This window comes from Oribacterium sp. oral taxon 078 str. F0262 (assembly GCF_000160135.1).
GTDB lineage: Bacteria > Bacillota > Clostridia > Lachnospirales > Lachnospiraceae > Oribacterium.
In genome coordinates this window covers 71,819-86,359 of the sequence record NZ_GG729938.1, presented here as the reverse complement: position 1 = coordinate 86,359, position 14,541 = coordinate 71,819, and the positions used below count along the sequence as shown (strand labels likewise).

At 56.2% G+C, this 14,541-nt stretch carries 21 protein-coding genes; all 21 read right to left on the bottom strand.

The features are described 5' to 3' along the window. Positions 1-31 precede the first annotated feature (31 nt). Positions 32-838 carry an energy-coupling factor transporter transmembrane component T family protein gene (locus GCWU000341_RS12170; RefSeq protein ID WP_009216365.1) on the bottom strand — a complete coding sequence of 269 codons (807 nt, stop codon included), beginning with the start codon at positions 836-838 and terminating at the stop codon, positions 32-34. After that, complete coding sequence (locus GCWU000341_RS12165) at positions 831-2,684, bottom strand: energy-coupling factor transporter ATPase (protein WP_009216364.1); 1,854 nt, start codon at positions 2,682-2,684, stop codon at positions 831-833. The genes GCWU000341_RS12170 and GCWU000341_RS12165 overlap by 8 nt, the downstream gene beginning before the upstream one ends. After that, the gene (locus GCWU000341_RS12160) at positions 2,681-3,967 is read right to left on the bottom strand and encodes an N-acetylmuramoyl-L-alanine amidase family protein (RefSeq protein ID WP_009216363.1); all 1,287 of its coding nucleotides are present in this window, start codon (positions 3,965-3,967) and stop codon (positions 2,681-2,683) included. The genes GCWU000341_RS12165 and GCWU000341_RS12160 overlap by 4 nt, the downstream gene beginning before the upstream one ends. Before the next feature lie 555 nt (positions 3,968-4,522). Next, positions 4,523-5,050 carry a bL17 family ribosomal protein gene (locus tag GCWU000341_RS14410; protein ID WP_009216361.1) on the bottom strand — a complete coding sequence of 176 codons (528 nt, stop codon included), beginning with the start codon at positions 5,048-5,050 and terminating at the stop codon, positions 4,523-4,525. A gap of 39 nt (positions 5,051-5,089) precedes the next feature. Continuing rightward, positions 5,090-6,052, bottom strand: coding sequence for a DNA-directed RNA polymerase subunit alpha (locus GCWU000341_RS12145; RefSeq protein WP_009216360.1), 963 nt, complete (start codon positions 6,050-6,052; stop codon positions 5,090-5,092). 126 nt (positions 6,053-6,178) lie between these two features. Next, on the bottom strand, positions 6,179-6,772 hold the full coding sequence (rpsD, locus tag GCWU000341_RS12140; RefSeq protein WP_036600477.1) for a 30S ribosomal protein S4: 594 nt from the start codon (positions 6,770-6,772) through the stop codon (positions 6,179-6,181). Positions 6,773-6,882: 110 nt separating this feature from the next. Continuing rightward, positions 6,883-7,278: a 30S ribosomal protein S11 gene (rpsK, locus tag GCWU000341_RS12135; RefSeq protein WP_009216358.1), complete on the bottom strand. Its 396-nt coding sequence runs from the start codon at positions 7,276-7,278 to the stop codon at positions 6,883-6,885. 67 nt (positions 7,279-7,345) lie between these two features. After that, positions 7,346-7,714: a 30S ribosomal protein S13 gene (gene rpsM, locus GCWU000341_RS12130; RefSeq protein WP_009216357.1), complete on the bottom strand. Its 369-nt coding sequence runs from the start codon at positions 7,712-7,714 to the stop codon at positions 7,346-7,348. A gap of 18 nt (positions 7,715-7,732) precedes the next feature. Then, positions 7,733-7,846, bottom strand: coding sequence for a 50S ribosomal protein L36 (gene rpmJ, locus GCWU000341_RS13295; protein ID WP_005339020.1), 114 nt, complete (start codon positions 7,844-7,846; stop codon positions 7,733-7,735). Positions 7,847-7,928: 82 nt separating this feature from the next. After that, entirely contained in the window at positions 7,929-8,147 is a 219-nt protein-coding gene (gene infA / locus GCWU000341_RS12125) for a translation initiation factor IF-1 (RefSeq protein WP_009216356.1), read from the bottom strand. Positions 8,148-8,156: 9 nt separating this feature from the next. After that, positions 8,157-8,912, bottom strand: a complete 756-nt coding sequence (gene map / locus GCWU000341_RS12120) for a type I methionyl aminopeptidase (protein ID WP_040654454.1) — start codon at positions 8,910-8,912, stop codon at positions 8,157-8,159. Between the two features lie 89 nt (positions 8,913-9,001). After that, the gene (locus GCWU000341_RS12115) at positions 9,002-9,649 is read right to left on the bottom strand and encodes an adenylate kinase (RefSeq protein WP_009216354.1); all 648 of its coding nucleotides are present in this window, start codon (positions 9,647-9,649) and stop codon (positions 9,002-9,004) included. Positions 9,650-9,703: 54 nt separating this feature from the next. Further along, on the bottom strand, positions 9,704-11,044 hold the full coding sequence (secY, locus tag GCWU000341_RS12110) for a preprotein translocase subunit SecY (protein WP_009216353.1): 1,341 nt from the start codon (positions 11,042-11,044) through the stop codon (positions 9,704-9,706). Next, positions 11,044-11,487 (bottom strand): 50S ribosomal protein L15, encoded by a 444-nt coding sequence (gene rplO / locus GCWU000341_RS12105; RefSeq protein WP_009216352.1) that lies wholly within the window; start codon positions 11,485-11,487, stop codon positions 11,044-11,046. The genes secY and rplO overlap by 1 nt, the downstream gene beginning before the upstream one ends. Before the next feature lie 11 nt (positions 11,488-11,498). Next, positions 11,499-11,681, bottom strand: coding sequence for a 50S ribosomal protein L30 (rpmD, locus tag GCWU000341_RS12100; protein ID WP_009216351.1), 183 nt, complete (start codon positions 11,679-11,681; stop codon positions 11,499-11,501). A gap of 14 nt (positions 11,682-11,695) precedes the next feature. Then, on the bottom strand, positions 11,696-12,205 hold the full coding sequence (gene rpsE, locus GCWU000341_RS12095; RefSeq protein ID WP_009216350.1) for a 30S ribosomal protein S5: 510 nt from the start codon (positions 12,203-12,205) through the stop codon (positions 11,696-11,698). A gap of 21 nt (positions 12,206-12,226) precedes the next feature. After that, the gene (gene rplR, locus GCWU000341_RS12090) at positions 12,227-12,589 is read right to left on the bottom strand and encodes a 50S ribosomal protein L18 (RefSeq protein WP_009216349.1); all 363 of its coding nucleotides are present in this window, start codon (positions 12,587-12,589) and stop codon (positions 12,227-12,229) included. A gap of 18 nt (positions 12,590-12,607) precedes the next feature. Then, positions 12,608-13,147 carry a 50S ribosomal protein L6 gene (gene rplF / locus GCWU000341_RS12085; RefSeq protein ID WP_009216348.1) on the bottom strand — a complete coding sequence of 180 codons (540 nt, stop codon included), beginning with the start codon at positions 13,145-13,147 and terminating at the stop codon, positions 12,608-12,610. Positions 13,148-13,283: 136 nt separating this feature from the next. Beyond that, a complete protein-coding gene (gene rpsH, locus GCWU000341_RS12080; RefSeq protein ID WP_009216347.1) occupies positions 13,284-13,685 on the bottom strand; it encodes a 30S ribosomal protein S8 in 402 nt (133 codons plus the stop codon). A gap of 113 nt (positions 13,686-13,798) precedes the next feature. Next, positions 13,799-13,984: a type Z 30S ribosomal protein S14 gene (locus GCWU000341_RS12075; RefSeq protein ID WP_009216346.1), complete on the bottom strand. Its 186-nt coding sequence runs from the start codon at positions 13,982-13,984 to the stop codon at positions 13,799-13,801. Positions 13,985-13,996: 12 nt separating this feature from the next. Then, positions 13,997-14,536: a 50S ribosomal protein L5 gene (gene rplE, locus GCWU000341_RS12070; RefSeq protein ID WP_009216345.1), complete on the bottom strand. Its 540-nt coding sequence runs from the start codon at positions 14,534-14,536 to the stop codon at positions 13,997-13,999. Between the last annotated feature and the right edge of the window lie 5 nt (positions 14,537-14,541).

Genomic DNA, 14,541 nt, shown 5'->3' with positions numbered 1-14,541 from the left:
TCTCCGAAATGAGCGGGGCAGATCCTGCACCCTACGGAAGCGGCAGAAAGCGGCTTCCGACGCAGAGCAGAAGATAGAAAAGCATAAAGCCATAGGCCAGAAAATCTCTTTTTTCGTAGCGAAGGGGCTTCATCTTCGTTCTCCCCTCTCCCCCGCGGTAGCACCGGGCCTCCATCGCCGTTGCGAGCTCATTCGCCCTTCGAAAGGCACTCACAAAGAGCGGGACCAGGATCGGAACCATGGCCTTCGCTCTCTGGAACATCCCTCCGCTCTCAAAGTCCGCCCCTCTCGCCATCTGCGCCTTCATGATCTTGTCCGTCTCCTCTACGAGGATGGGAATGAAGCGGAGGGCGATTGACATCATCATCGCGATCTCATGGACCGGGACATGCAGGAGCTTCAGGATGGACAGCCCCTTCTCCAGTCCGTCCGTGAGCTGATTCGGTGTCGTCGTGAGCGTCATGAGAGAGCTCCCGAGCACAAGGAGGATGAGCCGGGACGCCATCATGGCCGCGATTCGAACTCCCTCTCTCGTGAGCTTCAGAAAGTAAAAATGCCAGATCACCTCTCCCGGCGTTAAAAAGAGGTTGAAGCTCACAGAAAGGAGGAGGAGGAACAGCATGCCGCGAAGTCCCTTCGTCATAAAGCGAAAGGGGACCTTGGACAGGCGGATCAGCGCGGCGAGGAGCAGCACGGCGAGGAGATAAGCGCTCCAGCTTTTAACGAGAAAGAGGGAGAGCATATACAGGAGAGTGGAGAGAAGCTTTACCCTGGGGTCCAGCCGGTGGATGACGGAATCTACGGGATAATACTGTCCTAGCGTCACTTCTCTAAGCATTTCGCTCTCCCTCCCGATAAGCGGAAAGTATCGCCTCTGCCGCTTCCTCTACGGTATCCGGCCTTCCGGGGAGCGCATAGCCCGCCCTCCTCATGTCGCGGATCAAATAGCTCATCTGCGGTGCGCCGAGCCCCATCTCCTCCAGTGCCTCAATATGAGAAAAGATCTCCTCCGGGCTTCCGCTCATTTTGAGCTCTCCTCCGGAGAGGACAAGCACCTGCTCCGCGTAGCGGGCGACATCGTCCATGGAATGGGAGACGAGAAGGATCGTCATCCCCTCCACTCTGTGGAGCTCGTCGATCTGTCGGAAGAGATCCTCCCTCCCCGCGGGGTCCAGCCCCGCCGTCGGTTCATCCAGGATCAGGACCTCGGGGCGCATGGCGAGGACACCGGCGATCGCAGCTCTTCTCTTCTGCCCGCCGGAGATCTCAAAGGGCGACTTCTCCCAGATTTCCTCGGGAAGCCCCACTCTCCGGAGCGCCTCCTTCGCCATTTCCTCCGCCTCTTCGTCGGAAAAGCCCTCATTTTTCGGCCCGAACATGACATCCCTAAGGACATCTGTCTCAAAGAGCTGATATTCCGGGTACTGAAAGACAAGCCCTACCTTGAAGCGGAGGGCCTTTCGATCGAAGCCCTCCGTTTCAATGCTGATCTCCTCCCCCTCCGGTCTCTTTCTCTCTCTCCGGAGGCGAAAAAAGAGGAAGCGCTTCTCTTCGGGAAGAAGAGGAAGCTTCTCCCTGAAGTTCACAAGGATCTCTCCCTCGGAGGCCTCGAGCAGGCCATTAAGATGCTGCACAAAAGTCGATTTCCCGGAGCCCGTATGTCCGATAATCGCTGTGATCGATCCCCTCTGAATCTCGCAGTTCAGGTCTCGAAGCGCGTAGCTCTCCATCGCGGTTCCCTTTTGGTAGACGTGGGAGAGATGGGAGATTCGGAGGATCGGGTCCGTGATCTCCCGGTGCTCCGGGAGCGGGGGGTCCTCAGCCCTCCCGGCGGGAAGGCAGTGTTTCAGCTCGCGGAGCAGCTCCTCCCTCGTCAGGATTCCATCCGGGAGGGGCATCCCTCTCCTCTTCAGCCGCCAGGCGAGCTCTGTGAGCTCCGGCACATCCATCCGGTAGCTTTTCAGACGCTCAATCTCCCGGAAGACCTCCCGGGGACTTCCGTCCATGACGAGTCTGCCCTCGTCGATCACGAGGATGCGATCCGCATTTACGGTCTCTTCCATATAATGGGTAATCAGGATAATACTGACCTTTTCCCTGCGGTTTAGGTCCTGTATCGTCCTGAGGACCTCTGCCCTTCCGCTTGGGTCCAGCATCGCCGTCGGTTCGTCCAGGACGATGCAGCGGGGGAGCATGGCCATGGTGCCCGCGATCGCCACCCTTTGCTTCTGCCCTCCGGAGAGCCGGTTGGGAGACTTCAGGCGATAGGCCGTCATCTGCACTGTCTCCAGCGCCCTGTCCACCCTTTTCCAGATCTCCGGAGTCGGAACTCCGATATTCTCCGGTCCGAAACCGACATCCTCCTCTACGACGGAGGCGATGATCTGGTTATCCGGATTCTGGAAGACCATTCCGGTCTCCTTCCGGATCTCCCAGAGAGCCTCCTCCTCCCTGGTATCACGCCCGCTGACGAGGACCGTCCCCTCCGCCGGGAGCTCCAGACCGTCCAGAAGCTTCGCAAAGGTGGACTTCCCCGATCCATTGTGGCCGAGGATGCACACGAAGCTCCCCTCCTCGATCGTCAAATTGAGGTCGGAAAGGGCGCGGCTTTTCTCCACAACCTTGTCGTTTTCATCCCGGCGCACATAATCATAGGACAGATTTCTTACGTCTATGATCTTCATTCTCTGCTCCACTTTCCCTCGCTGTTCAAAAGAAAGCCATCGATCCTTGTGTTCCTCGCCATCCTGCCGTCCGCATAGAAGTAGGAATAGACAGTCTGTCCGGAGCCGTCCTTCCACTCCTGCCAGCCGGTCCTCATGCGTCCGCTCGGATCAAAGAAATAGCTGCTTCCCCCGATCTTGCGAAGCGTATCCCGGAGCATCGCCCCCTGGCTCTCCCCCTCCGCGGGCTCAAGATAATACCACTGCCCGTCGGACTGCAGCCAGCCGGTCATCATTTTTCCGTCCCCGGGATCCAGATAGAACCAGTATCCCGCGCTGTTTTTAAACCAGCCGCTCAGCATCTCCCCCCTTTCGTTGAAACGGTACCATTTCCCATTCCAGCGAAGCCAGGAGGAGACGGCCGGCTGAGAATTCGGATAGCGGAAGTACCACCTTCCCCCGCTTTGGTACCAGCCGACCCGGCTGCTCAGATCCTCTTGCTTCTCTCTCCCGCTCTCCCCCTGTACCTGCATCGTCCCATACTTTCCGTTTCCATTCGATACACTGGCCTCCGTAATGCTCAGGGAGGGGGATTCCGCGGCGCCCGAGCTTTTTCCGATCCTCTTCTGCTCCTCCGTATAGGGAATCGTCACGACACGGAAACGGTATTCCCCCGCTTCCGTCATCCAGGGGTAAAGATTCTGCTTTCTCCTGTCCGTCGTAATTGTCACAAGCTCTCTTCCGTCCTTCAGCAATGTCAGTTCATAGTAAGAGGAGTCATTTTTCGGAGCGTTCCAGGCCGCAAGCCCCATCACATCCCCGCTCCAGGCAAGCCCCTCCGCCTCCCCATATTTTCCGGAGACTGGCCGAAGCCTGAGGCAGAGCTCCAGGCGATCCGAGCTCAGCGCCCTGACACTGACAAATTCCGCATTCTTCACATGCACATTGGATGAGCTGTAGGAACCGCCGAAGCGATAGATCAGCTCATAGCCGTCCTGCTTCTCTCTCGTCTGTGCGGACAGCGTGAGGATAAGCTCCGGAGCGCTCCCCACAGAAAGAGGAGCGGAGGCAATATTTCCATCCTGCCACCTCACGGCGGCCACACTGTATTTTCCGCTGTCTCCCGGCGTAAAATCCGACTCCCGAAGCTCCGGCAGCTTTTCTCCCGGACTCAAGTTCCCAAGCTCCGAATTTACGTCGATGCGGATCGTTCCGATGGTACTGTAGCGGTCCGCCGCAAGAAGCATGGTCCCTCCCATCAGGAAAAGAAGGAGAAAAAGCAGGATCCCAAAACACCTTTTCATATTCCGCCTCCTCTTACGGTAAACAGCCATGCAGAAATTTCCTCACCACAATACCTATCCCGCTGCTCCGAGTCTGCCTGATGGCAGACTTCTACGCTCCGCTTCGCTTCTTCAAAGCGAAGGACTCGGCTTCGCCCGGGTGGCTTCAGCCAACCTCTCTGCCGACCGGTCGCTCCATAAGCAGGCCGTCTGCCGCCCCGGCGTTTAGCGATTTGGCCTTTTAAATCGCTTATGCGCCGCTGGATGCGGCAGTCGGAGCGAGAGCGTCCTGTGTTGGAGCGGCCGGTCAGCAGGTCCAGCGCGAAGGATAATGACACTCCTACAGTATAGCCCAAATGGAAGCCGAAATATAGGGCTTTCTCGAAGCGCCGATATTTCATGAAAAACGGACAGGATCCGTCTTTTGACAAATCTTGTCCGTTCACTTCCCAGAGGACGCTCCCGCTTTGCATAAATGACGAGGCATCCGCTTCGGCCCGATCGGCCATTTCTTTCTTTTATCTTTTATCCTTCAGCGCTCCCGATCCGATCCGGAGGGGAAACGGCCTTGATGCATCAGACCAGCTCCAGCAGGACCTCCATCGCGGCATCTCCCTTCCGGAGTCCGACCTTTACGATTCTGGTATAGCCGCCCTTCCTGTCCGCGTACTTCGGGCCGTATTCCTCGAAGAGCTTCTTCGGAAGATCCACCTTCTTCGCGTCCTTTTTCCTCCGGCCCTCGATCACCACCGGAACATAGGTCTCCGCAAGGATCTTCCTCCGGGCAGCCAGACGGGAGGGCTTATCCTTTTTGATCGTCTTCTCTACGGTATCGTAGACCGTGCGCCTCTTTCCGTCCACAAGCTCCTTGACTCTCTTCCCGGACGCGTCCTTCCTCGGAACCTTCGCCTGGATGCTGACCTCCTCGAAATTATCTCTCTCCCGGATGCCAAGGGTAATCAGCCTTTCAATCTTCCTCCGGACCTCCTTCGCTCTCGCCTCGGTCGTGAAAATCCGGCCGTGCTCAAGAACCGCGGTGGTCTGTGCGCGGAGAAGGGCCTTTCTCTGGCTGCTGTTTCTCCCTAACTTTCTGTACATTCCCATACTGTTTCTTTCCTTCCGTGCTTTTTAGTCTTATCGGTTTTATTGCTGCTCTTCCTTCTCCGTCAGGCTCAGGTTCAGCTCCTTCAGCTTCGCGAGAACCTCCTCCAGAGATTTCCTCCCCAGATTTCTGACCTTCATCATATCCTCGGGAGTCTTGGAGCAAAGCTCCTGCACCGTATTGATGCCGGCCCGCTTCAGGCAGTTGTAGGAGCGGACACTGAGCTCGAGCTCATCGATATTCATTTCCAGGGCCTTGCCCTTCTCATCGTCGGTCTTCTCCACCATCACCTCGGCTGCCGCCGCATTCGCGGAAAGATCCACGAAGAGGCAGAGCTCCGTGGAGAGAAGTCTCGCGGAGAGGGAGAGAGCATCATCCGGAGGCAGGGTCCCGTCTGTAAATACATCCACGGTGAGCTTATCGTAGTCTGTCATATTTCCGACACGGGTATTCTCGACGGACATATTGACCCGCTCCACCGGCGTATAGCTGGAGTCCAGGGCGAACATCCCCTCGGGAAGCTCCTCCTGCTCCTCCGCACTGACATATCCCCTGCCCCGGCTGAGCAAAAGCTCGATCCGGAGCGCTTCTTCCCCTGTGAGAGTCGCGATCGACTGCTCCTCGTTGGCGATCACAAATTCCGTGTCCGCCGTTTCCGCCTGAATGGAGGAGGCCCTTACGACCCCGCTTCCCTCCGCCGTCAGGATCAGCCGCTTTGCATCCTCAGAATCCGACAGATCCCGGATGGCGAGGCTCTTTAAGTTCATGATGAGCTCTGAGAGGCTTTCCTTTACGCCGGGGACACTGCCGCTTTGGAAATCTGCGCCCTCGATTTTCGCCGCGGAGAGCGCGGAGCCCGGGAGCGCGGAGAGCATGATCCTCTTCAGGGAGTTTCCGAGGGTCGTTCCGTAGCCTCTCTCCAGAGGCTCGCAGACGAATCTGCCGAATCTCTCGTCCTCCGATATCTCCACCACCCTTATGTTTGGTTTTTCAAAATCAAACATGAATGACGCCTCCTTTATGCGGCTTCGCTTTCTAACCTGTCAGCGGCACAAAAGCTGCGACCGCAGCAAAGTGACGCGCAGGACTTATACTTCTTGTCATAATGCCGGTCATTTCGGCATGGATCCTTACTTGGAGTAGAGCTCGACGATCAGCATCTCGTTGACCGGGACATCGATCTCCTCTCTGTGCGGGAGCTGCTTCACCGTCGCGCTGAGCTTCTCCTGATCGACCTCGAGCCAGGCCGGAACCATCCTGCCCGCCGTCACCTCGAGGATGTCCTTATAGCGCTGCGCGCTCTTCATGGACTCCTTGATCGCGATGACATCTCCCGCGGAAACTAGGTAGGACGGGATATTCACAAGCTTCCCGTTCACCGTGACATGCCTGTGGCCGACCACCTGCCTCGCCTCTCTTCTCGTGCGGGCAAGTCCCATGCGGAAGATGACGCTGTCCAGCCTGGACTCCAGGAGAATCATGAGATTCTCACCGGTCTGGCCGCTCATGCGCTCCGCCTTCGCATAATAATTCCGGAAGGGCTTCTCCAGAACGCCGTAGATGAACTTCGCCTTCTGCTTCTCGCGGAGCTGAAGTCCGTATTCGCTCATCTTTCTCCTCTGGTTCCGAAGCTGCCTTGTGGACTTTTTGTCCACACCGAGAAATACCGGATCCAGTCCCAGCGACCTGCATCTTTTAAGTACAGGAACCTTATCTACTGCCATATTTTCCTCCTGAATATCATAGTTCGTGATACGCCCTTTACGCAATCCTGCTTCATCGGGCGGACCCGGAGAACCGGGTCGTCAATCTGCCGGGTATAAAGAAAAAAGCCTTATACCCTTCTCCGCTTCGGCGGACGGCATCCGTTGTGGGGGACGGGCGTCACATCCTTGATGGAAGTGACCTCAAGTCCGTTGGCCTGCAGAGCGCGGATCGCCGCCTCTCTCCCGGATCCGGGACCCTTGACCATGACATCCACATACTTAAGGCCGTGCACCAAAGCTGCCTTTACAGCAGTTTCAGCAGCCATCTGCGCTGCATACGGAGTAGATTTCCTTGAACCTCTGAATCCGAGCCCACCGGCACTCGCCCAGGAAAGAGCATTCCCCTGCGCATCCGTCAGCGTCACAATCGTATTGTTGAAGGACGACTGGATATGTGCCTGCCCGCGTTCAACGTTTTTCTTTACGCGCTTTTTTGTCACTCTCTTCGTAGTTGACTTCGCCATTAAACTAACCTACTTTCCTTTTCTCTTCCTGTAATTAAAACATGAAGATCACCGCATTTAAACTGAATTACTTCTTCTTGTTCGCCACGGTCTTCCTCGGACCCTTTCTGGTTCTGGCATTGGTCTTTGTCTTCTGACCTCTGACCGGAAGTCCCTTTCTGTGGCGAATCCCCCGGTAGCAGCCGATCTCCTGCAGTCTCTTGATATTGAGAGCTGTCTCTCTCCTGAGATCTCCCTCTACCATCTGGTTCTCCGCGATATAGTTCGCGATCGCCTTGACCTCATCGTCCGTGAGGTCCTTGACACGGGTGTCCGGATTGACCTTGCTCTCCCGGAGAATCTTGTCCGCAGAGGATCTGCCGATCCCATAGATATAGGTCAGACCGATCTCGATGCGCTTCTCTCTGGGTAAGTCAACACCTGCAATACGAGCCATCTTTCTTCCTCCTGATTATCAACCTTGTCTCTGCTTGTGCTTAGGGTTCTCGCAGATGATCCTGACCGAACCTTTCCGCTTAATCACCTTGCATTTCTCGCAGATCGGCTTTACCGATGATCTCACCTTCATGAGCCATCCCCCTTTCTTTTTTCATTTTTGAACAGAGTCGCCGTATAATTTTAGCAGACGCCCCTCTCAAAGTAAAGGAATTTTATTTATCTCTCCAGATGATCCTTCCCTTGGAGAGGTCGTAGGGAGAAAGCTCAATCGTGACCCTGTCCCCCGGGAGGATCCGGATATAATTCATCCGAAGCTTGCCGGAGATATGGGCCAGCACCTGATGCCCGTTTTCAAGCTCCACCTGAAACATGGCATTCGGAAGCTTTTCAATGACCTTTCCCGTAATCTCGATCACATCCGATTTTGACATCCCTTCTCCTTATCCTTTTCTCAGACTCAGGACCTCCGGCCCGTTGTCCGTGATCAATATCGTATTCTCATAGTGTGCGGAGAGCTTTCCGTCCAGAGTCACCACGGTCCAGTCATTGTCCAAAACTCTGACCTCCTTTGTCCCCTCTGTGATCATGGGCTCGACGGCGAGTGTCATCCCCGCCTGGAGCCGCGGTCCCTTTCTCTTCATGCGGAAGTTCGGGACCTCCGGATCCATGTGGACCTCATGCCCGATTCCATGTCCCACATAATCCTCGAGAACGCCGAAGCCCATGGAGTTTGCATAGTCGCCGATCGCCCCGCAGATATCGTTTAGATGATTGCCGGGAACTGCATTCTCTATCCCCTTCCAGAAGCTCTCCTCACAGACCTTGAGAAGCCTCTTCGCCTCCTCCGTGCACTGCCCCACCGGCCAGGTGCGGGCAGCGTCGGAGTGGTAGCCATGATAGCAGGTCCCGATGTCGAAGGATACGATGTCTCCCTCCTTCAGGATCCGGTGTCTGTCCGGAATTCCGTGGATGACCTCCTCGTTGACGGAAATGCAGCAGGCCGCGGGAAAATCGTAGAGATGCAGAAAGCTGGGCGTACAGCCTGCCTTTCGGATGATGCCCTCCGCATAATCGTTGAGCTCCCCCGTGCTCAGCCCCGGCGCCACCTTCTCTCCCAGCTTCTCATGAACCTCGGCGAGGACCTTTCCGGCCTCCCGCATGAGCTCGATCTCTCTCTTTGATTTAATTTCGATCATTTCCCTGCCCTTTCTCTCCGCTGTATTCCGGAGAGCGGCAGCCTCGCCGCCGCTCCCTCTTTCATCGACGAAAGCCCCAGGCATCCTCCCTATACTTCAGAGAGAAGTGCCTCCAGAGCCGAAAATACCTCGTCCGGTGTCTTCGTGCCGTCGATCTCGCGGAGTATTCCCTCCTCCCGGTAATAGGAGATCAGGGGATAGGTCTGGCGGTGATAGACATCCAGTCTTCCCTGTACCGTCTCTGCCTTGTCATCCGAGCGGGTGATGAGCTCCGATCCGCAGCGGTCGCAGAGGCCCTCTCTCTCCGGCGGTGCGAACTCCAGATGATAGGTCGCACCGCACTTCGGGCAGGCGCGCCTCCCGCCCATACGGCGAACGATATGTGCGTCCGGGACCTCGATGTCCAGAGCGAGGTCGATCCTCTCCCCTCTCTTCTCCAGCGCCTCCTTCAGGCTCTCCGCCTGCGGTATGGTGCGGGGGAAGCCGTCCAGGACATAGCCCCCCTCACAGTCAGGCTGAGAGATGCGGTCCAGAAGCATCCCGATCGTCAGCTCATCCGGCACCAGCTGTCCCTTGTCGATATAGTCCTTTGCTTTTTTTCCGAGCTCTGTGCCGCCCTTTATGTTCGAGCGGAAGATGTCCCCTGTAGAAACATGCGGAATCCGATAGCGCTCCGCGATGCGGATGGCCTGCGTTCCCTTTCCGGCCCCCGGCGCCCCCAGCATGATAATTTTCATAGCTTTCCCCACTTTGCAAGTCCAGCCCCCCGGAGACCCGGGAGGCTGCGGTCATCAGCTGTCCAGAAATCCCTTGTAGTTTCTCACGACCATCTGAGAATCGATCGCCTTCAGCGTCTCCAGAACGACACCCACGATGATGATGAGGGAGGTCCCGGAAAAGGAGATCCGGCTGACGTTCAGCATGCCGGAGGCAAAGATCGGGATGATCGCCACAATAGTGAGACCCGTTGCGCCGATAAATATGATATAGGTCAGGATATTTTCCAGATAATCGCTGGTTGGCTTTCCCGGGCGGACCGCCGGGATCGTGCCTCCCTGCTTCTTCATATTGTTCGCCACCTCCAGAGGATTAAAGGAAATCGAGGTGTAGAAGTAGGCGAAGAAATAGAGAAGAAGGATATAGATGACGAGGCCGATGGAATAGATCGGGGCCTCCGGCTTGCACCAGCTCCCCGAGTTCAAAGTCATCAGGACCTTTCCGAGCGGCGTGCCGTAATCCACCTTCAGGATCTGTCCGAGGACGACCGGCATGGTCATCAGAGAGGAGGCGAAGATAACCGGCATGACGTTCGCCGTATTGACCTTCAGGGGGATCATGGACTGCTGTCCCCCCGCCGTCGCCCTTCCCTGTATCCTTCTCGAATACTGCACCGGGATGCGGCGCTCCGCGTCCTGCAGTACCACCGCGAAGGCCACCATAGCGAGAAGCACCGCCGCGATGAGGATCACAGCGACCACCTTCGTCGCCGTATTCTTCCCCTGGATAAAGCGCTCATAGAGCGTGATGAAATCCTGGGGCACGGAGGAGAGGATATTGAAAAGCAGGACCAGGGAGATTCCGTTTCCGATCCCCTTGTCCGTGATCTGCTCTCCGATCCACATAAGAAGCGCGGAGCCGGCCGTCATGGCAATCACGCAGAGGGCGACACCCGCCACCTTCCTCGCAAGGCTCGCCGAGACGAAGCCGATCAGAAGTCCGCTTCCGCCGAAGCCGACCGCCATGGCGGTGGACTCGAGCAGAGAGAGACCGATCGTGACATAACGGGTATACTCCGTCAGCTTCTTCCTGCCCTCCTCTCCGTCCTTCTGCAGCTCCTCCAGGGAAGGGATCGCCACTGTGAGAAGCTGGATGATGATGGAGCTTGTGATGTAGGGCGTAATGGAGAGGGCAAAGATGCTCAGCTGTTCAAAGGAACCGCCGGTCATGGTATTGAACCAGCTGAAGGCATCGTTGTTCGACATCTTCGAGAAAAGCTCCCGGAAATATGCCGGATTGACCCCCGGTATCGGGAGATTCGAGCCGAAACGGATGACTACGAGCATCAGGAAGATGAAGAGAAGGCGCTTTCTCAGATCTTTTACCGTAAATACGTTTCGTATCGTCTGAAGCATCAGATCACCTCACAGGTTCCGCCCGCGGCCTCAATCTTTTCCTTCGCTGACTGGGAGAAGGCACTCACCCTGACGTTCAGCTTCTTTGTGAGCTCTCCGTTTCCGAGAATCTTCACGCCGTCCTCGAGCTTTCGCACGATGCGCTTTGCGAGGAGAATCTCCTCATTGACCTCGTCTCCGCTCTCAAACTTCTCTTCCAGCACGCTGAGATTGATTCCGACGATCTTCTTCGAGTTGGGATCGGTGAAGCCCCTCTTCGGGATGCGCCGGAAAAGAGGCATCTGACCGCCCTCAAAGCCGAGTCTCGGTGCGCCGGAACGCGCCTTCTGCCCCTTGTGCCCCTTACCCGCCGTCTTTCCGTTTCCGGAGCCGTGTCCGCGGCCCCGGCGGAAGTTGTCGGAATGTCTGGAACCCTTCGCGGGCTTTAAATTCGCTAAGTCCATTCTATGCCTCCTTAAATCTCTTCCACCTTCACGAGGTGGTTGACTCTCTGAATCATGCCCTTTGTGGCGCCGTTGTTCGGGAGCTCCACGGACTGACGGATCTTCCGAAGGCCCAGAGCCTTGACCGTAGCGCGCTGCTTCGGGATCGCACCGATCGGAGACTTCACCAATGTAATCTTTAACTTATCTGCCATATTCTGCCTCCTTCTCAGCCCGTGATCTCAGCCACAGTCTTGCCGCGGAGAGCGGCAAACTGCTCCGGAGTCTTCATGGATGTCAGCCCCTGAAGGGTCGCAAGAACCACATTGGTCTTGTTGTTGGAGCCCAGAGACTTGGTACGGATGTTGCGGATCCCCGCGAGCTCGCAGACCATGCGGGCCGGACCTCCGGCGATAATTCCGGTTCCCTCCGGAGCCTTCTTCAGAAGGACGGTGGAGGCGCCGAACTTTCCGGTGTAGTCGTGCGGCACGGATTTCTCATCATTGACCGGAATCTCGACGAGGCTCTTCACAGCGGCCTCTCTGGCCTTCCGGATCGCCTCAGGCACCTCCGTCGCCTTTCCCTTTCCGCAGCCGACATGTCCGTTTCCGTCCCCCACCACTACGAGAGCAGAAAATCTCATGGTGCGGCCGCCCTTGACGGTCTTGGCGACGCGCTTGATGGCGACGACATTATCGTTTAATTCCAACTGATTCGCATCAATTTTCTCACGCTTCATCTTGCTGTCTTCTCCTCTCGCTTAGAATACCAGTCCGGCCTCTCTTGCGGCATCCGCAAGCGCCTGGACCTTTCCGTGATACAGGAAGCCTCCGCGGTCAAAGACCACCTCGCTGATTCCCTTTGACTTTGCCTTCTCGGCGATCGCCTTGCCCACATATTTTGCGGCTTCGACATTGTCGGTCTTCGCAAGCTTCGCATCCTTGTCCAGCGTAGAGGCGGCGCAGAGGGTATTGCCCACGGCATCATCGATGATCTGCGCGTACATGTGCTTATCAGAGCGGAAAACCGCAAGACGGGGTCTCTCAGGAGTACCGGAGAAACGGTTTCTGATCCTTGCGTGCTTCTTCCGCCGAAGCTCAGCTTTATTCTTCTTGCTAACCATTCTACTTTCCTCCTGTGATTATTTCTTTCCGGTCTTTCCGACCTTGCGGCGAATCGTCTCCTCAGCATACTTGATGCCCTTGCCCTTATAGGGCTCCGGCGCTCTCTTAGAGCGGATCTCCGCGGCGTACTGTCCGACCTTTTCCTTGTCGATGCCCCGGACGTATACGATATTGCTCCCCTCAAGGGCAGTCTCGATCCCCTCCGGATCCTCCATCGTCACCGGGTGGGAATAGCCGAGCGTGAGGGTCAAAACCTTCCCCTGCTTTGCGGCCCTGTAGCCGACGCCGTTGATCTCGAGCTTCTTCTCATAGCCCTTGTGCACTCCCTCAACCATGTTGAAGAGCAGAGCACGGCTCAGGCCGTGGAGAGACTTCTCCTTTTTATTATCATTCGGACGGCTCACCACGAGGTGCCCGTCCTCTTCCTTTATGCCGATCTCCGGGGCGAATGTCCGCTCCAGCGTCCCCTTCGGCCCCTTCACCTTTACATAATTGTCCTTGATCTCAACAGTGACGCCTGCCGGGATCGCTACCGGTAATTTTCCGATACGTGACATATCCTGTCTCCTCTCTTAAATTCTCAGTTCGCAAACTGTTTTCAGAAATCCGCAGCCCGGGACCGGCGAAAGACAGTGCTTCCGCGAAATCCCCGGCCGCGGGACTCCCCCGAAGATCCGGGGGTGAGATCGTCGCTTACCAGACAAATGCCAGTACTTCCCCGCCGACGCCCCTCTTTCTGGCTTCTCTATCAGTCATCACGCCCTGATTCGTAGAGACGATGGCGATGCCAAGTCCTCCGAGCACCCTGGGCATGTTCTCCTTCCCGGCATAGACCCGAAGACCCGGCTTGGAGATCTTCTTGATCCCGCCGATGATCTTCTCATTCTTGTTGGCGCCGTACTTCAGGCTGATTTTGATGTCCTGAAATTTTCCGTTCGCCACCAGCTCATAGTCCCGGATATATCCCTCGTTCTTCAGGATCTCTGCGATGGAAAGCTTCATCCTGGAGGAGGGGATATTGACGGTATCATGCTTCGCGGTATTTGCATTGCGGATTCTTGTAAGCATATCTGCGATTGGATCACTCATACTCATGATTACGGATATCCTTTCTCTTTCTCTGACTTAGTCTCTCTGATTCGATCTTTTCCGGACTCCCGAAATATAAGCGGGCGTCCCGTTCCCCCTGTTCTTGTCCCTCTTCCGTATTACCAGGAGGCCTTCCTCACGCCGGGGATCTCTCCCTTATAGGCCAGCTCGCGGAAGCAGACACGGCAGATCCCGTACTTTCTCAGCACGGAATGCGGTCTTCCGCAGATCTTGCATCTGCTGTACTCCCGGGAAGAAAACTTAGCCGGTCTCTGCTGCTTTAACTTCATGGATAATTTCGCCATATTCCCCTCCGATTACTTCGCAAACGGCATATTGAACAGTGTCAGGAGCTCTCTGGCCTCCTCGTCGGATCTTGCGCTTGTGACGAAGATGACATCCATTCCTCTCACCTTGTCCACCTTATCGAACTCGATCTCCGGAAAGATGATCTGCTCCTTGATCCCGAGGGCGTAATTTCCTCTGCCGTCAAAGGCGTTCGGATTGACACCGCGGAAGTCTCTGACACGGGGGAGAGCGAGATTGATCAGGCGGTCCGCAAACTCATACATCCTCTCACCGCGGAGAGTGACCTTGCATCCGATGGCCTGTCCCTCTCTGATCTTGAAGTTCGCGACGGACTTCTTCGCCTTCGTGGTGACGGCGTGCTGTCCGGTGATGATCTCCAGATCTCTCACCGCGCTGTCCAGGACCTTGGAGTTCTCCTTCGCCTCTCCGACGCCCATATTGATGACGATCTTCTCGAGCTTCGGGATCTCATTCACGTTTCCGTAGTTGAACTTCTTCCTGAGAGCTTCTTTGATCTCTGTATTGTAAATCTCTTTTAATCTGGACACGCTTT